At 62.5% G+C, this 21,198-nt stretch carries 22 protein-coding genes and 1 tRNA gene; 2 read left to right on the forward strand and 21 right to left on the reverse strand.

Annotated elements, in window-relative coordinates:
* Positions 1-47: 47 nt before the first annotated feature.
* The 13 genes from Q0R16_RS07385 to pstC form a co-directional block, all read right to left on the reverse strand.
* On the reverse strand, positions 48-317 hold the full coding sequence (locus tag Q0R16_RS07385; protein ID WP_295634323.1) for a hypothetical protein: 270 nt from the start codon (positions 315-317) through the stop codon (positions 48-50).
* A gap of 142 nt (positions 318-459) precedes the next feature.
* Complete coding sequence (locus Q0R16_RS07390; protein WP_295634326.1) at positions 460-1,143, reverse strand: helix-turn-helix domain-containing protein; 684 nt, start codon at positions 1,141-1,143, stop codon at positions 460-462.
* Positions 1,144-1,284: 141 nt separating this feature from the next.
* Positions 1,285-1,464 (reverse strand): hypothetical protein, encoded by a 180-nt coding sequence (locus Q0R16_RS07395; RefSeq protein ID WP_295634329.1) that lies wholly within the window; start codon positions 1,462-1,464, stop codon positions 1,285-1,287.
* Complete coding sequence (locus tag Q0R16_RS07400) at positions 1,461-2,228, reverse strand: MBL fold metallo-hydrolase (protein ID WP_295634332.1); 768 nt, start codon at positions 2,226-2,228, stop codon at positions 1,461-1,463. The genes Q0R16_RS07395 and Q0R16_RS07400 overlap by 4 nt, the downstream gene beginning before the upstream one ends.
* Positions 2,225-3,001 carry a TatD family hydrolase gene (locus Q0R16_RS07405; protein ID WP_295634335.1) on the reverse strand — a complete coding sequence of 259 codons (777 nt, stop codon included), beginning with the start codon at positions 2,999-3,001 and terminating at the stop codon, positions 2,225-2,227. Before Q0R16_RS07405 ends, Q0R16_RS07400 begins: the two co-directional genes overlap by 4 nt.
* Entirely contained in the window at positions 3,001-4,566 is a 1,566-nt protein-coding gene (gene metG / locus Q0R16_RS07410; protein ID WP_295634338.1) for a methionine--tRNA ligase, read from the reverse strand. Before metG ends, Q0R16_RS07405 begins: the two co-directional genes overlap by 1 nt.
* Before the next feature lie 29 nt (positions 4,567-4,595).
* Positions 4,596-5,552 carry a DNA polymerase III subunit delta' gene (locus tag Q0R16_RS07415; RefSeq protein ID WP_295634340.1) on the reverse strand — a complete coding sequence of 319 codons (957 nt, stop codon included), beginning with the start codon at positions 5,550-5,552 and terminating at the stop codon, positions 4,596-4,598.
* Between the two features lie 19 nt (positions 5,553-5,571).
* Complete coding sequence (tmk, locus tag Q0R16_RS07420) at positions 5,572-6,258, reverse strand: dTMP kinase (protein ID WP_295634343.1); 687 nt, start codon at positions 6,256-6,258, stop codon at positions 5,572-5,574.
* A gap of 24 nt (positions 6,259-6,282) precedes the next feature.
* A complete protein-coding gene (locus tag Q0R16_RS07425; RefSeq protein WP_295634346.1) occupies positions 6,283-7,386 on the reverse strand; it encodes an SPOR domain-containing protein in 1,104 nt (367 codons plus the stop codon).
* Positions 7,370-8,359: a lytic transglycosylase domain-containing protein gene (locus Q0R16_RS07430; protein ID WP_295634390.1), complete on the reverse strand. Its 990-nt coding sequence runs from the start codon at positions 8,357-8,359 to the stop codon at positions 7,370-7,372. Before Q0R16_RS07430 ends, Q0R16_RS07425 begins: the two co-directional genes overlap by 17 nt.
* Positions 8,360-8,518: 159 nt before the next feature.
* Complete coding sequence (gene pstB, locus Q0R16_RS07435) at positions 8,519-9,370, reverse strand: phosphate ABC transporter ATP-binding protein PstB (protein WP_295634349.1); 852 nt, start codon at positions 9,368-9,370, stop codon at positions 8,519-8,521.
* A complete protein-coding gene (gene pstA / locus Q0R16_RS07440; protein ID WP_295634352.1) occupies positions 9,367-10,257 on the reverse strand; it encodes a phosphate ABC transporter permease PstA in 891 nt (296 codons plus the stop codon). Before pstA ends, pstB begins: the two co-directional genes overlap by 4 nt.
* The gene (gene pstC / locus Q0R16_RS07445) at positions 10,254-11,219 is read right to left on the reverse strand and encodes a phosphate ABC transporter permease subunit PstC (RefSeq protein WP_295634355.1); all 966 of its coding nucleotides are present in this window, start codon (positions 11,217-11,219) and stop codon (positions 10,254-10,256) included. Before pstC ends, pstA begins: the two co-directional genes overlap by 4 nt.
* A 285-nt stretch (positions 11,220-11,504) precedes the next feature.
* On the opposite strand from pstC, the gene Q0R16_RS07450 reads away from it, so the two are divergent.
* Positions 11,505-11,594 (forward strand) — tRNA-Ser (locus Q0R16_RS07450).
* A gap of 3 nt (positions 11,595-11,597) precedes the next feature.
* Here the strand turns inward: Q0R16_RS07450 and Q0R16_RS07455 are convergent.
* From Q0R16_RS07455 to Q0R16_RS07490, 8 genes are all read right to left on the reverse strand, one after another.
* Positions 11,598-12,836, reverse strand: coding sequence for a HupE/UreJ family protein (locus tag Q0R16_RS07455; RefSeq protein ID WP_295634358.1), 1,239 nt, complete (start codon positions 12,834-12,836; stop codon positions 11,598-11,600).
* Between the two features lie 26 nt (positions 12,837-12,862).
* The gene (locus Q0R16_RS07460; RefSeq protein WP_295634361.1) at positions 12,863-14,236 is read right to left on the reverse strand and encodes a hypothetical protein; all 1,374 of its coding nucleotides are present in this window, start codon (positions 14,234-14,236) and stop codon (positions 12,863-12,865) included.
* 76 nt (positions 14,237-14,312) lie between these two features.
* On the reverse strand, positions 14,313-15,008 hold the full coding sequence (locus Q0R16_RS07465; protein ID WP_295634363.1) for a DUF4331 family protein: 696 nt from the start codon (positions 15,006-15,008) through the stop codon (positions 14,313-14,315).
* Positions 15,008-15,673 (reverse strand): DUF4331 family protein, encoded by a 666-nt coding sequence (locus Q0R16_RS07470; RefSeq protein WP_295634366.1) that lies wholly within the window; start codon positions 15,671-15,673, stop codon positions 15,008-15,010. The genes Q0R16_RS07465 and Q0R16_RS07470 overlap by 1 nt, the downstream gene beginning before the upstream one ends.
* A gap of 362 nt (positions 15,674-16,035) precedes the next feature.
* Positions 16,036-16,656, reverse strand: coding sequence for a 2-hydroxychromene-2-carboxylate isomerase (locus tag Q0R16_RS07475; RefSeq protein WP_295634369.1), 621 nt, complete (start codon positions 16,654-16,656; stop codon positions 16,036-16,038).
* Position 16,657: 1 nt separating this feature from the next.
* Positions 16,658-17,350, reverse strand: a complete 693-nt coding sequence (locus tag Q0R16_RS07480) for a glutathione binding-like protein (protein ID WP_295634371.1) — start codon at positions 17,348-17,350, stop codon at positions 16,658-16,660.
* 10 nt (positions 17,351-17,360) lie between these two features.
* Positions 17,361-18,773, reverse strand: a complete 1,413-nt coding sequence (lpdA, locus tag Q0R16_RS07485; RefSeq protein ID WP_295634373.1) for a dihydrolipoyl dehydrogenase — start codon at positions 18,771-18,773, stop codon at positions 17,361-17,363.
* A 386-nt stretch (positions 18,774-19,159) separates the two neighbouring features.
* Positions 19,160-20,482 carry a pyruvate dehydrogenase complex dihydrolipoamide acetyltransferase gene (locus Q0R16_RS07490; protein WP_295634375.1) on the reverse strand — a complete coding sequence of 441 codons (1,323 nt, stop codon included), beginning with the start codon at positions 20,480-20,482 and terminating at the stop codon, positions 19,160-19,162.
* 198 nt (positions 20,483-20,680) lie between these two features.
* On the opposite strand from Q0R16_RS07490, the gene Q0R16_RS07495 reads away from it, so the two are divergent.
* Positions 20,681-21,136, forward strand: coding sequence for a universal stress protein (locus Q0R16_RS07495; protein WP_295634378.1), 456 nt, complete (start codon positions 20,681-20,683; stop codon positions 21,134-21,136).
* Positions 21,137-21,198: the final 62 nt, after the last annotated feature.

Genomic DNA, 21,198 nt, shown 5'->3' on the forward strand with positions numbered 1-21,198 from the left:
TCACGGGGTGATAGACCCCGGACCCGCTGCGAAGGCAGTGGGCACCCTCAACACCGCTCCAGCATCCGTTGTGCCGCCTCGATCGGCGTGAGCCGACGAAGGGGAGGCCGTCCCCGCTTGTGCTTGACCGGTGCCTCGCCCTGCTGAGCGGGAACCGGGAACATGTGGCTCGGTTGCGAACGACGACACGGCTCGTTGTTGTTGCGCTTCCGCGCCGGCAGCTGCTCTTGCATCAGCTTGGCCATCATCAGCGCCGCATCGAGGTGCTTGTTCTCGACGATCGCCGCCTGGTTGACCTGCCGGATCTTGTCGAACATCCGGTAGGGGAGGGCATGCTCCCCGCAGCGGATCTCGAGTCCGCCATCGGGATATTCGCAAACCTCGACCCGCTTGCCCGCCAGCGGCCGACTGATCTCGGTGGGCTCAAGGATGAACAGCGCCTTGTTGTGTAATGCAGCGTCAGCGCAGCGGTGACCGTGCGTTGCTCGCGCCAGACCATCTCGGCGCGCAGATCATCGTGCGGAGCGAGGGGGCGGTGCAGATCGCGCGCGTCGTACGGCGCTTTGGCGAACCGCTGGTTGTGGCGCGCCATGTAGCCCGGCAGGAACGCGTTGGCTCCGGCGATTCGCTGGTCGCGTCGTCGATGTAGACCAGCAGCGTGCACTGCGGGCAGCGATCCTCGAACCACCAGTGCTTCGAGCCATCGACCTGAATCAACTCTCCGCGGCAGTCGCGTCGGTAGCGGGGTTGATATGGTCGCGGGCGACGCGCATCGCGATCCTTGCAGAAACCCTCCTTGATCATCCATTTGCGCAACGTCTCGTGCGAAATGACGATCTGGTGCCGTTCAGCAAGATACTCGGCCGCCAGCGTCGGCCCAAAATCATGGTAGTGCTCGCGAACCAGTCCGACAACGCGGGTGCGAAGCTCCGCGTTGAAGGCACGGTTGCTTGGGTGACCGCGCTTCCAGGAAACGAGCGCCTCAGGACCATCGGCACGCAATCGGCCGAGCAACCGATAGACCTGCCTACGACAGATACCGAGCAACATGGCCGCATCTTCGACCCGCAACTCGCCGCGCTCGAAGCGAAGCAGCGTGTCATATCTCGAAAGCTCGCCATGGCTCATCGCCACCACCGTCATAGCCAAGTCCTCCCGCGATGCAGGAGAACATGCCACTGGAACCGCCAGACGTCCCGGTTGTGACATCTCTAACTTGCGCTTACGGTCCTTATGATTGATAATAATTATTATGTTAAACCATGGGGCGTGATGCTGACGAATTCAGCGTCCAAGCAACGCAATTGCCGTTGCGGCCGCAATGATGATAATGCCCCAGATCAGCAGCATGACCATTCCCGACCGCATCGAAACGCTACGCCGGCGCGCCGCAGCGGCAACAATGACAAGTGCCATCAGCGATCCGACAATTGCAACAGCCCGATCGGAGTCGATACCATTCACAATTCGACCACCAAACCATCATAGCCGGGTTCGACATTGCCAGGAACTTCGTCCAGCAAGCTCCTGTAATCCATAGACTTGTCGAGATGCGTCAAAATGCCGCGCCGAACCCTGGAAGCCGCGATCAACTCGAGCGCCATACCCAGATGGGCGTGCGTAGGGTGTGGTTGCCGGCGCAGGCAATCAACCACCAGCAAGTCGCAATCCTCGAACAACGCGACAAGCTCGGGTGTCAACTCGCTGAAGTCGGTCGCATAACCGATTGATTTTCCTGCCTGGCTGAATCGGTATGCGGTCGACTGCACAGGTCCATGCGGAACCTGGCAATGCGAAACGCCGATGCCCGAAACCATTCGCACCCGATCGAGCGTATCGATCGCACAAATGGTCGGATATCCGAACTGCCCCGCGAACACATACCCGAAGCGCTGCCGCAAGCGCCGCACGGTTTCATCGGCGCCGTAGCCCGGGATCGGCCCGCTGCGACCATAGCGGATTGCGCGCAGATCATCGATGCCGTGGGTGTGATCGGCATGGTCGTGCGTCCAGAATATCCCGTCGATCCGGTCGATGTCATTGGCAAGCATCTGCTGGCGCAAATCGGTCGAGGTATCGACCAGCAGTCGCGCACCGTCGTCGCCCTCGACAATGATCGAAACCCGCGTCCGGCGGTTGCGTGGTTCGTCGGGATCGCATGCGCCCCAATCGTTGCCGATACGCGGCACGCCGGTCGACGTACCCGACCCGAGCATGATCAGTTTCACAAGCCGGCCTTCTTGAAAAGCTGGGCGAAATTATGCCCGGTTGCCTCGGCGAGCGCATCGCTGGTCATTCCACGAAGCCCAGCCACGAAAGCGCACGTATCCTTGACGAAAGCCGGCTCGCACGTCCGCCCGCGATGCGGAATTGGCGCCAGGAACGGCGCATCGGTCTCCACGAGGATGCGGTCCAGTGGCAACTCCGCTGCGATTTTTTGCAAATCACGCGCATTTTTGAACGTGACAATCCCGGACAACGAAATCGTCAAGCCGAGATCCAGGACAGTTTGCGCAAACTCGGCCGAAGCGGTGAAACAGTGGATCAGCGCAAGAAATGCTCCCGCCGCCATTTCCTCCGCAAGGATCGCGGCGGTGTCGGCCTCGGCGTCCCGGGTGTGAATGATGAGCGGTAAACCTGTCGTGCGCGCGGCTGCGATGTGCATGCGGAACAAGGCACGCTGAACCGCGCGGTCCGAGTGATCGTAGAAGTAATCGAGCCCGGTTTCACCGATCGCGATGACCTTTGGGTTTGCGGTGGCCGCCAGCAAGTCGTCCAGTTCCAACCCGGCGTGCTGATCCGCCTCGTGAGGATGAATGCCCGCGCTGGCCCAAACGTCCGGCTCGGCTTCGGCTGTCGCCAGAACGGCCGCCCATTCGCTCTGCTTTGTCGAGATGTTGAGAAAGCCTTGCACGCCAGCGGCCCGCGCACGGGCAAGCACCCCTGCCCGATCTTCGACCAACCCCTTGTAATTCAAGTGGCAATGCGAATCGACCAGCATCAGGCTGCCGCCTCGTCGGCCGGGGCTTCGATCCGCGGAAATACGCCGATGGGCTGTTCCAGGCGGAAACCGCTGGCCACTAGCGCATCGAACCATTTTCTGTCCGCGAGCGCCGAGAAGTCGCGCTCCGACGAGCCGATTCCCATCTGGTCGAGCAGGCGGTCGACAGACCCCGGGGTCACCGGCCGCAGCGCAATGGCCAGATCCCGCACGCAACGGAACAGCGTCATCAGCACCGCTTCCATGCGATCGGGATCGGTCTTGCGGAGCGCCCACGGCGCCTGTTCGTCGACATACTGGTTGCATGCAAAGATCCCCTGCATCCAGGCATCGAGGCCATCGCTAAACGCAAGCGTTTCGAATTCGATCTGCAGAGCCGCGATCTTGCTGGCTACGGTTGCCCGCAATTGCCGATCGGCCTCTGTTTCCGTAGTATCTGAACGAAGTTCACCACCCATATTCTTGAAAATCATGGAAAGTGTGCGTTGAGCCAAATTTCCGAAGCTGTTCGCCAGTTCGGCATTGCAGCGCGCAACGATTGCCTCGGCCGAGTAGCTACCGTCCTGCCCGAATGCGACTTCGCGCAGCAGAAAATACCGCAAGGGATCGACACCGAATGTTTGGGCCAACGCGATGGGATCGGTCACGTTGCCAAGCGACTTGGATTCCTTTTGCCCGCGGTTGAGCAGAAAACCGTGCCCGAACACCTGCCGTGGCAAAGGCAGGCCGGCGCTCATCAGGAAAGCCGGCCAGTAAATGGTGTGGAACCGAACGATATCCTTGCCAATCAGGTGGAGGTCCGCCGGCCAATGCTTTGCAAACGTTGCGGTTTCATCCGGCCAACCAAGCCCAGTCAGGTAGTTGGTCAAGGCATCGACCCACACGTACATCACGTGCGCTTCGCTACCGGGGACCTTGACCCCCCAATCGAAACTGGTCCGCGAAATCGAAAGATCGCGCAACCCTCCCGACACAAACGCCTTCATTTCATTGCGACGGCTTTCCGGGCGAATGAAATCGGGATGTGTTTCATAGAGTTCAAGGAGTTTGCTCTGGTAGCTTGAGAGGCGAAAGAACCAGCTTTCCTCAACGGTCCATTCGACTTCGGTGCCTTGGGGAGAGCATTTTTCGCCGCCCTCACCTGCAACGAGTTCGCTTTCATCGTAGTAAGCTTCGTCGCGGATCGAATACCAGCCCTCGTAGCGGTCGAGATAAAGATCGCCGTTTGCCTCCATGCGCTTCCAGAGTTCCTGGCTTGCGGCGTGGTGCCGGGGTTCAGAGGTACGCTGAAAATTGTCATATTCAATGTGAAGTTCAGCACACATATCAATGAAATATTGTGACATTTCGTCGGCCAGTGCTGCTGGTTCAATGCCCAGTTCACGCGCCTTTTGCACCATCTTGAGACCGTGTTCGTCGGTGCCCGTTTGGAAGAACACGTCCCGGCCCTGCGCCTTGTGAAACCGTGCGATGACGTCGGCCGCAATCGCCTCGTAGGCATGGCCGATATGCGGACGGCCATTGGGATAACTGATCGCGGTAGTGATCGTGTAAGGTGCGCCCATCGGGTTGGCCTGGTTCTTTCGGGACTGGACTAGTTGGCCCCTTCCCTAGAGGCCGCCACCGAAGCCAGCAACCCGCCGATTTCCATCAGCAACAACCCTGCGTCGAAATTGTATGTCGGTGCCTGCGCGCCAAGTTGAACGAGCTGCTGGTGAGCATCGGCAATGCAGAGGCGTTCTGCGGGCGATGCAAGCGGCAAGCGCGTCACCAACAATCGCCTCGCGGCCTCGATCGCGCCCAGTTGTGCGTCCCGGCCGGGGCGTTGACCGAGCGCGCTCGACAGCTCGCTCCGTAACGACAGATTGGGGTCACCCTGTTCGAGCAGCCTGGTGAATAACGCGGCGGCCTTGCCGAGATTGAGGTCTGCGAAGGCCATCGCCGCGCCAGGGGACCCTGCGGCCATTTGGATCAGCGAGGCACGCGTTGCCGGGTCTGCCGCTGCCAGGGTTTCATCAAGCGCCAGCGCGAGATCTTTGGCGTCCAGCGGGGCAAATCGCATGATCTGGCAGCGAGAGCGGATCGTGGCGAGCAGCCGGCCGGGCCGGTGCACTACCAGCAGCAAAACCGTGCCTTGTGGCGGTTCTTCAAGGCTTTTCAACAAGGCGTTGACTGCGCTTTTTTCCAAAAGGTCGGCCGAATCGATGATGACCGCGCGTCGATCGCCGAGCGTCGGCCGCGTTACGAGACGGCGCTGCATCAGCCGGACCTGCTCAACCGAGATGCTGCGCTTGAGCGCGTAAGGCTTGCCTTCGGCCTGCTTGCGCAAATCGTCGTCGCTCGCCGCCAGTGGCGTTATGAACAGGATGTCTGGGTGACTTTCGGGCGCAGGCTGCTTTGTACCCGCCTGGTTGACCCATTCAGCCGCAGCCGCGCGCGCGAAGCCGGCCTTGCCCAGTCCTTCACGCCCCGCAAGGATCCAGCCGTGATGCAGCCGACCCGAAGCTATCCCGTTACGCCACGTTTTCCAGGCATCATCGTGGCCGATCATCGGCGTAGCGTCCGCACGGTCATGCCGGCAGGTCCGCGGCCAACGACGCCAAGATGTCGCGATGAATGGCTTGTGCGTTACGCGAGGCGTCGATCTGGACGAAGCGATCGGGCGCTGTGCGGGCGATCGCGCGGAATGCCGCATCGACTCGGTCGTGATAAGCGCGGTCACGTCCGCCGATACGATCCACCGCGTCACCGTCACGTAACGCGATGCGCGTCGCTGCAATCGCCGGATCGAGCGTGAGCAGGACGGTGCGGTGCGGCAGCAGGCCCGAGCTGCCGATCGCATGGAGCGCAAGCAAATCGGCATCGGTCAAGCCGCCGCCGCCACCCTGATACGCGCGGCTGCTGTCGAGATAACGATCGCACACCACCCAGGCGCCGCGTGCCAGCGCGGGTGCAATCAGCCGCTCGACATGATCGCTGCGCGCGGCGGCAAACAGCAGCGCTTCGGCGCGGGCATTCCAGCCCGTCCCCTCGGTGGTCAGCAACAACGTACGAATGGCCTCTGCCCCGGGCGTGCCGCCGGGTTCACGCGTGATGACCACCTCGGTCCCTTGCGCGCGCAGGGCATCGGCAAGCATCCGTGCCTGGGTCGATTTGCCCGCGCCCTCGCCGCCTTCGAAACTGATGAAGCGTCCACTCAACCGGTCAATCTCGCGTTGTGCCGTAACGACTGTCGTTCCGGGCTCAACCGCCGTCATGGCCAGTTGTCAGGCGCGATGCAATCAGGGCTCGCGAACGATCCGTGCATCGCGGTAGCCGGCGGCGCGTGCTTTCGCCAACCCGCGATCGGCGCTGGCCTGATCGGGGAACGGACCCAGCCTGACGCGCCAGACCTTGCCGGACTGCGAGACCTGGGCGCCGATTTTGGTCGCTGCCGCCTTGGCCCGGTCTTCGCTGGAGAACGCACCGACCTGAACGGCTTGGGAGGATTTTAGCAGCCCAGCCGAGGACGGGTTGGCTGGTGCCGGGTTGGTGGCGCTTGGCACCCAAGGTCTCATGACCTTGGCCACCACCGGAGCTGGGACTTTGGGTGGCGCCGCAGTGATTGCCGCAGGCGCTGCCTTCTGAGCAATGGCTGGCTTGGCGATTTTAGCCTGCGGCTTTGGGGTCTGAAGCTTTTGAGTCGCAGGTTTTGGCGCCGAAACCGGCTTGATTGGCAAGACTTCGGCCAAGCCTGGCTTGGCAGCATCGGGCTTGATCACGGAGGGCTGCCCTGCCATCGGGCTGGCCGCCGCTCCTCGCGCTGTTTCGCTGAGCACCGCAACGCTGCCGTCGCCAAGCTTGCGCTTGAGTACGCCCAGCAACCCTGGCGGCGTTTCCATGCGATCGGGCGCGTGCTGGCCCAGGCGCAGCATCGCCCGCTCGGGCTCGGGCGGATTGACCCGGCGGACGCGCACTGGCGCCTTGGCGTCCGCACCCAGTCCCAATTGCGACCATGCTCCCGGCGACAGCGCCACGAGGTTGGCACCTGCCATCGGCCCGCGCCTGGTCAACCGGACGAGGATGGTCTTGCCCGAAGTCAGCGAGGTCACCTCGACATAGCTCGGCAGCGGCAGCGTTCGGTGCGCGCCCGTTACAATATCCCCGCCCTCGCCAGCTTCCGCATAACCAACCGCGTCGTAATTCATCGTGTCGCTGGGTACGTAAGTCTTGCCATCGACAGTGAACGCCTCGCCCACCACCAGCGGGTAATCGCTTTCCGGCCCCACGCCGGTGGTGGCGACGGATTCGGTGCGCGGTGCGCGCGCATTGGCCGGTATCGGCGTTACGGTAACGGCGATCAGGGCAAGCGTGCCCAGGGCAGTAAGGTCAATTACGGATCGCATCGGCGAGCAGTCCCACGGAAAGGGCATAAAAGTTCGAGCAATTGTAATCGAGGATAACCCGATAATTTCCGGTTAGCAGATACGCAGTTCGCCCAGGGCCATCGGGTTCGAGCAGCGTGGCCTGCATCGAATCCGCCGGCCAGGCGCCACCGCGCGGTTCCAGACCCAGCGCGCGCCATTCGCGCATCGACAGCCAGCGGCTGTGGCGCTGGAACACCGGACCGCAACGTGGGCTGGCCAGGCGGTTGGCGAGCGCGGCGCGGTTCAGCCCATCGGGAACCGAGACCGCAACGCCCCACGGTTCGCCGCGCCGCCAGCCGGCATCGCGGAAGTAGCTGGCGATCGAGGCGAGCGTATCGGCGCGGCTTGACCAGATATCGGCGAATCCGTCGCCATCGCCGTCGCGCGCCACACGCAAATAGACGCTGGGCAGGAATTGCGGGTTGCCGAAGGCCCCGGCCCAGCTTCCCACCATCTTGCCGCGGGGCACACCGCGATCGACCATCTTCAGCGCGGCGATGAATTCCTGCGCGAACAGTTCGCGTCGGCGGCCTTCGTAAGCCAGCGTGGCGAGCGAACGAAACAGATCGAAATCACCGGTATACGAGCCATAGTTCGACTCGTTTCCCCAAATTGCCATAAGGATTGAACCCGGCACGCCATACGTCCGCTCGATCGAGCCGATCGTCGTGGCAGACGCCTCATATTGACGGCGTCCTTGCGTGATCCGCACCGCGTCGACGTGCTTGGCGCGATAGGGCGCGAAGGCGGGAATGGGCCCGGGGGCCGGTCCGCCACCTGGCTGAGTGCGATCGAGTTCGATCACGCGCGCATTGAAGGTAAGTTGCGGCATGACGCGGGAGATCGTCGCCTCGCTGACACCTTGCGCACGCGCGCGCGCAGCCAGCACCTGCATGTAGCCCTGGAAACCGCCTTCGCTGCCGGGTGCCTGCGCGGCAGCGGGAACCGCCATCGCCAAGGCGGCGACCAACCCGCACAATTTGCGCCAACCTGTCATGTGTTTAGCCATGCGGATGACCATGCCACACCCGAACGTGGTGCGAAATCGCTTTGTCACCAACAGGATCGCAAGTGCGATCAAGCCAGCCAGCGTGCCGTTACACACAAAGGCTCAGCCGAATCGGCCCGTTACGTAATCGCGCATGGCTTGTGTTTCGGGGCTGACGAAGGCGTCGGTCGAGGCGCGGAATTCGATCATCCGTCCCATCAGCATGAACGCCGTATAGTCGGAAATGCGCGCGGCCTGCTGCAGGTTGTGCGTCACGATCACGATCGAGAAGGTGTCCTTCAACTCGACCAGCGCGGTTTCCAGCTTGGCGGTGGAAAGCGGATCGAGCGCCGAGGCTGGCTCGTCGAGCAGCAGCACGTCGGGCTCCACCGCAATGCCGCGCGCCACGCACAACCGCTGCTGCTGCCCGCCCGACAGGCCCAGGCCCGACTGGTTGAGCTTGTCCTTGACCTCGTCCCACAGCGCCGAGCGCGTCAGCGCGCGTTCGACGATCACGTCCATGTCGGCCTTACTGACCTTGCGATGCAGCCGCACCCCGAACGCAATGTTGTCGTAGATCGACATCGGAAACGGCGTCGGCCGCTGGAACACCATGCCCACGCGTGCGCGCAGCCGCGACGTATCGCCATTGACCCGCTGGCTGCCGTCGCTGGCGTCATCGCTACCCTTGCCCGACAGCACATCCTCGCCGTTGAAAAGGATCTGCCCTTCGGCGCGCTGGTTGGGATAGAGATCGTAAATGCGGTTGAGCGTGCGCAGCAGCGTCGATTTGCCGCAGCCCGAAGGCCCGATCAGCGCGGTGATGTGGTTGCGCGCCACCGGCAGATCGACATCGAACAACGCCTGCGTCTTGCCGTAGAAGAAATTGAGCCCGCGCACGTCGATCACCAGCGAGCCCGCTGGCGGACCGTGGATGACCGACGGTTGTTCTTCCTGCGAAAGTTCGAAATTCACTTGTGGGTACTCCCGCGGGTCAGAACACGCCCGAGAATGTTGATTGCCAGCACAGTCGTGGCGATGAGCAGCGCTCCGACCCAGGCCAACCGCCGCCAATCGTCATAAGCCGAAAGCGCGAACTGGAAGATCGTCGTGGGCAGCGCCGCCATCGGCTGATCGAGCCGGAACGATTGGAACGGGTTGCCGAGCGAGGTGAACAGCAACGGTGCCGTCTCGCCGCTGATCCGCGCAAAGCCGAGCAGTGCGCCGGTCACCAGCCCCGATTGCGATGCCCGCCAGATGATCGTGCGGATCACGAAACCGCGGTTGGCGCCCAATGCCATGCCGGCCTCGCGCAGGGCGCCGCTTTGCAGCCGCAGGATGTCCTCGGTCGTGCGCGTGACCACGGGAGTGGCCAGAAACGCCAGCGCCACCGCACCGGCGAGCGCCGAAAACCCATGAAATGGCCGTACCAGCATCTCGTAAACGAACAGGCCGACCAGGATCGACGGCGCCGAAAGCAGCACGTCGTTGAGGAACCGCACAGTCGATGCGATACGGCTGCCATCGCCGTATTCGGCCAGCCAGGTACCCGACAGAATGCCGACCACGACCGCGAGCGCCATGCCCATCGTGCACATGATGATCGAACCCAGGATGGCATTGCGCAGGCCACCCACTTCGCCCGGCGGGGGCTGGTCCATCGTGAACACCGCCAGATTGATCCCGCCGAGGCCGTTGACCACCAGCGAGTACAGGATCAGCAGCAACGCACCGACCGCGAAGGCGGTGGCGCCGGTCGCCAGCACGACGAACACCATGTTGATGATCTTGCGCCGCGTATCACGCTCGAACCGGTTCGGAGTCTGCGTGGGCGTCGTCAAAGTTTTGTCGGGCGCGGTCATTTGTACTTTTCCTGGCCCAGCAACAGCCGTGCGCCGGCGATCGAACCGAAGGTGATCACGAACAGCACGAGGCCCAGCGCAATCAGCGCCGCGACGTGGAGTTCGCCGGTCGCCTCAGTGAATTCGTTGGCGATGGTCGATGCGATCGTTGATCCCGAATCGAACAGGCTTTTCGGAAATGCGTGGCTGTTGCCGATGATGAACGTCACCGCCATCGTTTCGCCCAGTGCACGGCCCAGCCCCAGCATGACCGCGCCGATCGCACTGGTGCGCACGTACGGGATCAGGATGGAGCCAACGACTTCGTACGAGGTACTGCCGATGCCGTAAGCCGCTTCGCGCATTTGCGGCGGCACCGCCATCAGCAGTTCGCGGAACACCGAGGCCATGTAGGGCAGGATCATCACCGCCAGGATCAGCGAGGCGGTGAAGATGTTGGCGCCGTTGGGCACCCCGGCGAAGGCGCGTTCGAGCCACGATCCCGGTGTTACGGATGCGGCCAGCGGAGCCTGCACATGCGCGGCGAACCACGGAGCGAGCACGAACAGCCCCCACATGCCGTAAACGATCGACGGAATGCCAGCGAGCAGCTCAACCGCCATCCCCAAGGGCTGCGCGATGCGCGGCGGGCAGAATTCGGTCAGGAAAATCGCCACGCCGACCGCCAGCGGCAACGACATCAGCAAGGCCAGGAAAGCGGTGATCAGCGTTCCCGCGATCGGCCCTGCGGCGCCATAGCGGTCCGCCACCGGGTCCCACTCGCTCGACGTGAAGAACGAAAACCCGAACTTGGCAAAGGCCGGCCAGCCGCCGATCGCCAACGAAATGATCAATCCGGCCAATCCGATCATCAGCACCATCGAAGCGCCGAAGCACAGCGACCGGAACGCGGTTTCGCCAAACGCGCCGGGTGGCGTCTCGCGTTCGCGCGAGGCGGCGCCAGTGGGTCCAACCGAAGCCATCGCTGCTAACGCCCCTTATCCGACAGACGTGGCAAGCGCCTCACCACACTCGCAGCGGCTAGGCGCGATAAATGACAGGATTGTGACGAATCGCGATCCCGCACCGTAACAGCCCCGAAGCGATTCTCGACCGTGACCATGCCGGGTGCAAAGCCGATTGTTTGGGCTGTGAACAGCCGGAAAATGCCAAGCCGTTGCGTCGCTGCTGGTGAACGCTCACCAAGCAGGCGCAAAAACGATGACAAACGCCGGCCATCGCGCTAGCCGCCTTTTTACACCACGCACGGACAGGTGGCAGAGTGGTCGATTGCAGCGGTCTTGAAAACCGCCGTGGGTGGAAGCTCACCGTGGGTTCGAATCCCACCCTGTCCGCCAACTTTATGCGTGCTTGCCAGAATGGGCCGCGGCGATCGCGAGCCGATTTGATACCAGCACTGTCAGAGCCGCGATCGATAGCAGCGCGATGAGCCAGCCGGCATGCGACATGGCGCTTTCAAGTGCGGCCACCAGATTTGCCAGCTCGCCGGTTGTTCGGTTCACGATCCATGCCAGCGCCGCCAGACAGGCGAAGGCTGCTGCGCCGATTCGGATCGGCGGGTAGGCAGGGGTCGATGCCAGGACCAGCAGCGCCGGGACCGTAACGAGAACGATGCCGAGTTGGACCATTTCGATCCCGAGGTTCACCCCTGCCAGTCCAAGCGCGCCGCTGCCCATCGCGGCGCCGGCCTGCGCGAAGATCGTCGCAAAGGCGAGCCCGTGGATCAATCCGAAGATCAACGCGATCAGCGGCTCTCGTCCTGGTGCAAGCGGCCGGATGGCATGAATGGCCGAAACCAGGACCGAAATCGCAATCATCACCTCGACCGGCGCGGACGGCAGGTGCCAGTGGCCGAGCGTCGCACCGATCAGCGTGACGCTGTGGCCGATGGTGAAGGCGGTCACGATCCTGGCCAGATGCCCGATCGTCTTTCGCATGGGGCGCAACCCAACCCATCGGCCGCCGCTGGCAATCAGCGACGCGGGCAGAAGCAGTGCCAGCAGGAACATCAGGTGATCGTAGCCGCCCAGGATGTGGTCCACCCCCACCATGACGGCATTGGTGAACGCGGTGAGTGCAGAGCTGCCACCTCTATCAACCACAAGGCGCGCCGAATGCCTGCGCACGGCGCCGATCACCTCGTGCACGGCGCCGACCCGGTTTGCCACGTCGGAGCTTACCAGAAACAGTGCGAAGTGATTGGGCAAGGCATCGACCAGCACGTGCCAGTCGATCGTGAAGCGGCGCAGCGGCGCGCCGGGCGGAGGGGTCCACTGTTCGACAACGTGGAGATCGGGCGGCCCGGCAATCTGGGCAAAAGCGATCGATTCGATGTGCCGCAACCATCGCCGGCCGTCGGGAGCAAGGATTGCAGAGCGGTCTTCGAGATAGGCGCGCGCAAGGTCCAGCGATCGCGCATCGTTGCTGACAGGATTGCCGGTAGCGAAGGCGTATTCGCCTTGCGGCACGATTACATCGGCGCGAATCGAGGAGTGACCGATCGCCATCTGCACTTCGGAATTGGGCGTGAGGTGCGCGGCCGCAGGTGATCCGCACAGCAGCACGATGGCGGCGGCCACCACTACCCAAAGCCGGCCCCGTTGGATCACCCGTGCGAAAACCATACCAGCGCGGTCCAAGGTTCGAACACATGCGGATTGAGCGTCTGCGCTTCACGCCGGGCAACTTCCGCATCTGCCACCCGGCTCGACAATTCAAATGCTTGCGCGCGCAACGCGTAAAGAGGGGCGCTGCGCCAGCCGGAGCGTTCGGCTTGGGCCAATTGGTCCAATGCGGGCTCTGTGCGTCCGTTCATCAACAAGGCGGACGCCATCAACAGGCGCGATTCACCGTAAGGTCGCGCGGCCAGGTTGCGGGTGGCGAGATCAAGCGCGCGTTCGGGCGTGCCGAACACCAGTTCATGCTCCAGCGCGTGGCCCAATGCGGCTTCGGGCATCTGGTTCAGCCGTTCGCGCCACAAGGTATCGGCGCGGGCTGACCACATGCGGCTTTCGTCGCCGATGCCTTGTGCGCGCAACAGCATCGCCAGGGCGTCCATCGCCTCGGCCGACCCGCTGCGCTGCGCCACATCGCGCATCTGCGCAATCGCGCCGGGCAGATCGCCGTCGATGGCGCGGGCTTGTGCGAGATGCGCTTCGATCAGCCAGAAGCCCGGGAAGGCGTTGTCAGCCTTGACGAACCACCGCCTGGCCTCAGCGGTATTGCCACGAGCGAGTTCGATCGCGCCGATCTGCAATGCGGTGCCTGCCACGTGTAACGGCGCGATGCCGTGCTTGCTGTCGGCCGACCGCGAAAATTCAGCAAGCGCGCGCGGAAAGTCGCCCTGCGCCTTGGCGAGTACGGCCCAGCGATAAGTCGCGCTCGCCCCGGCGTCGAGTTTATCCGCTGCCCGATACTTTGAACGCGCGCCCGCCATGTCGCCTCGATAGAACGCAACATCGCCTTCGATAGCCCGGGATTCGGCCAATTCGTCTGATTCGGTCGGCACCGCAGCATGGCCGAGCCGATCCAGCGCCACCAGTGCGCGGTCCTGGCGATGAACCATCATCGCGAACACCGCTTCGGTCATGATCGGGCCCGATGCCGCAGGGGCATTGGCCCGCGCAATTGTGAGTGCGTGATCGGCCTCGGCCAGATCATCGTAATTGCCGGTCAACCGAAAGCGAGCAACGAGCGCGCCGGCGAGCGCCTCCTGCACCAGCCACTGGTCTGCGGCATCGCGCGCCCGGCCGCGTGCGAACGCAACTTTATCATCGGTCTTGGCCAAGGCATCGGCGAAATTACGTGGTCCGATGCCGAGCTTGGGAATCTCGGCCGTTCCTGTCGGCGTTGCGTTCCACGAACGCCACGGCCGATCGAGCCCGACAACCAGCAGCAGGACAATGAGCGGTGCGAGCAAGAGCCCGACGCGGCTCATGCCGTGCTGCGGCAAACGTAGTTGGCGCAGGGCTTCAATCATGCGGGTTCGATCGCGGACAAGCCCGGTCCGGAGGGATGCAGGGATGCCCCCTTCCAGACCGGGACCCGGTTCGAATTTACTTCGCCACCGCGCAGGGTGATAGACCGGCGCCGTAGAAATCGAGGTTCAGTGCCGTGGCCAGCGCCGTAAGACGCGAGGTGATCTCGGGCACGAACTTCCCCGCTGCGTCATCGGAAGGATTGGCGTCATTGTAAGCCGTCTTCATCGATGAACCGATCAACGCTGTTGCGACGGCCGGCATGCCCATCCGGTCGACACGCGTGTAGGCCGAATCGGCATCGGTGCGGAAATCGAAGCTGGTGCCGGTGGTGTCTGCGCGTGGCGGTGTGCCTTGCGGATCGGCAAGATACGGGAAGGCAGACTTGAACGGCAAGTCGTTGGCCGGCGGATTGAGCGGGAGACCCGCGAGCGTAGCCGGGCTGTTTTTCGACAAGTTGAGGAAGATCACGGCCAGCGTCACGTCGATTACAGGATCGGTCAACGTGCGCCCATTCGGAAAGCCGGACGGCGCGTTCAGGTTGAGCTTCAGCGTATCGGGCAAGACCGCCTGCGCAACCGTAAGCCCGGTTCCGGGGATGGTCTGGTTGAGACAAGGCGTAACATCGAAGCTTGCCGCAGTACCGGTAACTGAAGCGGATGGCGTAGGGGTCGGCGCGGCATAGTCATTGCCGCAACCCGATAGCGTTGCCATCGCGAACCCCAGCGGCGCCATCAGAACGGCACGTCGAAACTTGAAAGAAATCCGGGTCATCAGATCTGCCCTCCGAAACGGGCGGTCGTTGCCCAGATGTTGAGAACGTGACCGGCATTGTTCAATCGATCTGACGGGATCTCGATCACGATCGCAGTGTCGTTCTGTCCGGCGAAGAAGTTGCGCTTGTTGTTGAAAGCGAGGTGGCCGGTTGCGACCGTATCCTTGAACCCTTGCAGGTCGAAGAAGAACGGTTCGTCGAACAGACCTGCCCTCGCGGTCACGCCATCCTTCACCAGCGTCGAATCAACCGGCCCGACAATGGCACCGTTGACCCCCGGGATGCCGCTGATCTGCACGCCGAACTGGTTTGCATTCGCGCCCTTGCCAAATTTCACGGTGATCGGGATGTTCGGCGTCGTCGTTGCGTCGGTGTTCGAAATGTTGATCTTGTACAGCACATCCCGATCGTAGAACGCCGGCAATGTCGTCGCGACGGGCCCTGCGAAAGTGACAACGAACACCGTCGTCGTCGCGGTGTGCCACGCAAAAACGTCCGCGATATCAGCCGGCTTGTCGGGGGTTGAGTCGAAAAGGATATCGGTGCGCGCAGGGGGATCGAGGTGGTCGGCAGCAAGAATGCCATGGCCGGGCCAGAGCACCGCTACCGACAGCGCCAGCGCGGCACTTGCAAAGGCGAAAAGTCGCTTCGAGGATTTATTCATGATGATAGCCCTGACTGTTGGGGTTCAGATGCAGGTTGGCAGGCAAAATAATTTACCACGACCCGGTGCTCTCCACACTCGGTTGCCAGATGGTAACGCAAGTTCCTGAATTGCACGAGGCGAAATTACGTAGCTTCGGCAAATATGATGCAATCGATTTCCAATTTTTTGGAATGTCTCAACGTGCGATGAACAGATATTTTTTCGCGGTAAGCTGCGGTGTTCTGTTGCAACGATCACAGCGACTGTGTTTAAAGACCATCGAGTTCAGGCAAATGCGAATTTGCACTTCACGTGCCAAAAATAGATCGAACGGACGCGGCACTCGCGCCGGCATCAAGCGAATCAGTTCGCGTTGTCGTTCAGCTCTTTGTGGCAACCATCGACAGCGCCGCCCGCACCAGCGGCAATTGATCATTGCCGAAGTACATTGCCTCACCGGCGACAAACATCGTCGGCGAACCGAACGCGCCGCGGTCGATCGCCTCTTGCGTGTTGGCGCGCAAGCGGTCCTTGATGGCACCGGTTTGCGCCGATGCAGCCAAGGCTGCGCCATCCAGCCCGCAACCCTGCGCAATCGACACCAGCACGGCTGAATCATCGAGGTTCTGCTGATCGCGGTAATAGGTCTCGAACGCGGCTTCGGCGAAGGCGTGCAGATCGGCCTGCCGGTCCTCCAACGCACAGCAGAACCGCATCGCCCACACCGATTTGACCGGGTGATACGGCGATGGAAAGTTCATCGCCAGCCCGGCCAGCGCCGCCCATTCCTTGAGCCAGCCGAACGAGCGCGCCATCTTCGGATCGTTGCTTTCGCGGGCCTGATAGACGCTGGGGTTGACCGCGTTGAACACCCCGCCAACCAGGAACGGCCGCCAGCGGACGTTTGCGCCTGTCTCTGCCAGGATCGGTTGAATGTTGTGGAATGCCAGCCGCGTCCACGGCGAGGAAAGGTCGAAGAAGAACTCGACGTGGCCGGCCATCTTACGCGTCCTCGATCCCGAACAGCAGTTTGCGCGTGGTGGTATCGTCCTGCGGGCGTCGGTTGATCCGATCGCGTCCCAGCGCCATGCCGCGACGCAGCCCTTCGCGTGATTTCAGCCGTTCGTACCAGGCATGCAACGCGGGGAAATCGGTGATCGGAATGGCCTGCGCCTTCCACGTCTGAATCCACGGAAAGCAGGCCATATCGGCAATGGTATATTCGCCCGCCGCGATGAACTCACGCCCCTCAAGCCGTTTGTCGAGCACGCCGTAAAGTCGCACCACCTCACGCCGGTAACGATCGGTGGCGTAGGCGATCCGTTCGGGCGCATAGAGCGCGAAATGGCCGTGCTGGCCCAGCATCGGCCCCAGCCCGGCGACTTGCCACGCCAGCCATTCCAGCACTTCGGTCCGCCCACGCAGATCGGCGGGCAGGAAACGCCCGGTCTTTTCGGCCAGGTAAACCAGGATTGCCGCCGTCTCGAACACCGGAACCGGCGCCCCACCGTCATCGGGCGCGGTATCGACAATCGCCGGAATCCGCCCGTTGGGGCTGATCGCGAGGAAAGCAGGCGCGAGCTGTTCGCCCTGCCCGATGTTCACCCAATGCGTGCGATACGCCAGCTCGCACTCCTCCAGCATCACCGACACCTTCCACCCATTAGGCGTCGGCGCGGTGTAAAGCTCGATCAAGCGCCCCGCCTCAGAAGTGGATCGCGCGGCCGTATGCCGAAAGCACGCTCTCGTGCATCATCTCGCTCAACGTCGGGTGCGCGAACACCGTGTTCATCAGTTCGACCTCGGTCGTTTCCAGCGTCTTGCCCACGACATAGCCCTGGATCAGTTCGGTCACTTCGGCCCCGATCATGTGCGCGCCGAGCAGTTCGCCGGTTTTCGCGTCGAACACCGTCTTGATGAAGCCCTCGGGCTCGCCCAGCGCGATGGCCTTGCCGTTGCCGATGAACGGAAAATTGCCGACCTTGACGGTATAGCCCGCCTCCTTGGCCTTGGCTTCGGTCATGCCAACGCTGGCGATCTGCGGGTGGCAGTACGTGCAGCCGGGAATGTTGTTGCGGTCCATCGCGTGGGGGTGGACATCTTTGTTGCCCAGTTCCTTGGCGATCGATTCGGCCGTGGTCACGCCTTCATGGCTGGCCTTGTGCGCCAGCCACGGGCCTTCGACGCAATCGCCGATCGCCCACACGCCGGGCACATTGGTGCGGCCATAGGGATCGACCTTGATATGGAAGCGCTTGTCGGGCTCGATCTTGCAATCTTCCAGCCCGATGTTCTCGACATTGGGCACGATCCCGACCGCGACGATCACGTGGCTGAAATCGGCCTCGACGACCTTGCCGTCCTTTTGCTTGATCTTGGCCTTCACGCCTCCATCCGACACCGCGAGCGATTCAACGCCCGCGCCGGTCATCACCTTCATGCCCTGCTTGGTGATCGCTTTTTCGAGGAACGCCGAAACATCGGCATCCTCGACCGGCACCACCCGATCGAGCATTTCGACCACGGTCACTTCGGCGCCCATGTCGTTGTAGAAGCTGGCGAACTCGATCCCGATCGCTCCCGATCCGATCACCAGCAGTTTGCTCGGCATTTCGGTGGGCACCATCGCGTGGCGATAGGTCCACACGCGCTTGCCGTCGGCCTTGGCGAACGGCAGGTCACGCGCGCGGGCGCCGGTGGCGATGATGATGTGCTTGGCCGAGATGGTTTCCGTACCCTTGTCGCCCGTCACTTCCAGCTTGCCGCCGCCCTTGAGCACGCCACTGCCCATGTGAACGGTGATCTTGTTCTTCTTCATCAGGTGCCCGATGCCCTGGTTCAACTGCTTCGACACCCCGCGCGACCGCTTGACCACGGCATCGAGATCGGCAATGATATTGTCCGCCGAAAGCCCGTAATCCTTGGCGTGCTTCATCTGGTGGAACACCTCGGCCGAGCGCAGCAGCGCCTTGGTCGGGATGCACCCCCAGTTGAGGCAGATCCCGCCGAGCAGTTCACGCTCGACAATCGCGGTCTTGAGCCCAAGCTGCGCCGCGCGGATCGCAGCGACATAGCCACCCGGACCGGAACCGAGCACGATCACATCGTATTCAGACATTTCTTAACAATCCCTTTAGATTGACCAAATGTAAAAGACGCACCTCGAAAATCTTCCCCATCTAAAGCTCAATATTGAAGGGCAATTTTAAAAATATGCCGTGGCCGCTTAGATATATAAGTAATACGATGGCATACGATGGTATCGCAGTCAAAATGGCGCCAACCAATGAGCTTATTTTTCTCCCACGCGTGAAATCTGCGCAAAAATACAATGTGAGAGCGATAAATCCAAGCAGCATTGGAATGATCACAAATGCGTTTGTATTTCCACCCAGCAGGAGTGTAAAAAGATAAAGAAGGCACAGCCCTGATGAAATTAGCACGCTGAGCGTGCAAAAACCGGTCAAGGCCAGAGATAAGATGGTTTGGCCAGGCTTGGGCAACTCAAGCCACCAGCCCCAGCGGGTTCTCGACGAGCGACTTGAAAGCCTGCATCAATTGCGCGCCATCAGCCCCATCGATCGCGCGGTGATCGAACGAGCCCGTGGCGCTCATCACCGTCGCCACCGCCAGCGCGCCGTCGACCACATAAGGCCGCGGCTCGCCTGCGCCGACCGCGAGGATCATCGCTTGCGGCGGGTTGATCACCGCGTCGAACTGCTTGATCCCGAACATGCCGAGGTTCGACAAGCTGGCGGTGCCGCCCTGGTATTCGTGCGGCTGCAACTTGCCCTGCTTGGCCTTGTCGGCCAGCGCCTTCATCTCGATCGAGATCGCCGAAACCGACTTCGATCCGGCATCGACGATGATCGGCGTGATCAGCCCCGAAGGCGCCGCCACCGCCACCGAGATATCGGCGCGGCTGAACGTGCGCAGTTCATCGCCCGCAAAGCTGACATTGCACTTGGGCACCTGGATCAACGCCTTGGCCAGCGCCTTGATCAGCAGATCGTTGACCGAGAGCTTCACGCCCTGCGCTTCCAGCGCTTTGTTCAACTGCCCGCGCAGCTTGAGCAGCGCATCCAATTGCACGTCCACGGTCAGGTAGATGTGCGGGATTGTCTGCTTGGCCTCGGTCAGCCGGCGCGCGATGGTCTTGCGGATGTTGTTGAGCTTGGTCGCTTCGAACGGGATGCCGAAATCGGGCACCGACGCAGCGGCGGGCTTGGCGGCGGGAGCGGCAACAGACGCTGGAGCCGCCGCAGCGGGAGCGGCAGCAGGCGCAGCAGCGGACTTGGGTGAAGCGCTTGCGCCATCGACGTCGGCCTTGACGATTCGGCCGTTGGGGCCGGTGCCGGTGATCGCGGACAGGTCAATGCCTTTGTCGGCAGCGATGCGCTTGGCCAGCGGCGAGGCCACAACCCTATCCTCCGTTCGCCCTGAGCTTGTCGAAGGGCTGTTCTTCGCTTCTGGCGCCGCGTTGGAAGGGGAAGGCAGGGCTTCGACAGGCTCAGCCCGAACGGGTGTGGGGGCAGGCGCGGCTTTCGCAACTGCAGATGCGGCCTGAGCTGGCGTGGCATCCTCGTCCTCACCCGCGATCATCGCAATCACGGTGCCGACCTTCACGCCTTCGGCGCCTTCGGCCACGTCGATCGACACGATCGTGCCTTCATCAACCGCTTCGAATTCCATCGTCGCCTTGTCGGTTTCGATCTCGGCCATCACGTCGCCGGATTTCACGGTGTCGCCCACCTTGACCAGCCACTTGGCCAGCGTGCCTTCTTCCATCGTGGGTGAAAGCGCGGGCATCTTGATCGCAGTGGGCATGGATCGGTCCTTCAAGCTGCATCAGTTTGACAGTGCGAGGACCCGGCCGCTTTGGTGAACGCGCCTACGCCCCCGCCGCGTGTTATGCGCGATCTTTCGCGTGCCCTCGTCGCAGGGTCAAGGGGCTTGCGGCAATGGTGCGATAGGAATTACGTGTCCGCGGGGGCGATTTTGCGTCCGGGAGGGTCAGCAACGCCGATGCCGCACAACCGCATCTATCTTGTCATCATGGACGAGACTGCCGAGGCGCGGCTGGCGCTGCGCTTCGCTGCGCGCCGCGCGGTGCGCACCGGGGGCACGGTGCACATCCTCGCGCTGGTGCCGCAGCAGGATTTCTCGCTGTTCAGCGGGGTGCAGGCCACCATCGAAGGCGAAGCGCGCGATCGTGCCGAAGTGCTCGCCACCACGGCGGCAAGCGGGCTCGTCAGCGAATCCGGCCTGCACCCGGTGATCGCGGTGCGCAGCGGCGATGGCCCCAAGGCCGTGCGCGATTACCTGACCGAACACCCGGAGATCGCCGCGCTGGTGCTTGGCGCCGCGCCCGAGGGCGGGCCCGGCCCGTTGGTCATGCACTTCATTTCGGACCAATTGCCCTGCCCGTTGATGATCGTGCCCGGATCGTTGACCGAGGCGGATTTGGACCGGCTGAGTTAGGGGACCATTCCCCACGTTCCGTTCGTGTCGAGCGAAGTCGAGATACATCAGCGCTGTGCCAG

Origin of the sequence: Novosphingobium sp. (genome assembly GCF_025351285.1) — a bacterium.
In the GTDB taxonomy this organism is placed as follows: Bacteria; Pseudomonadota; Alphaproteobacteria; order Sphingomonadales; family Sphingomonadaceae; genus Novosphingobium.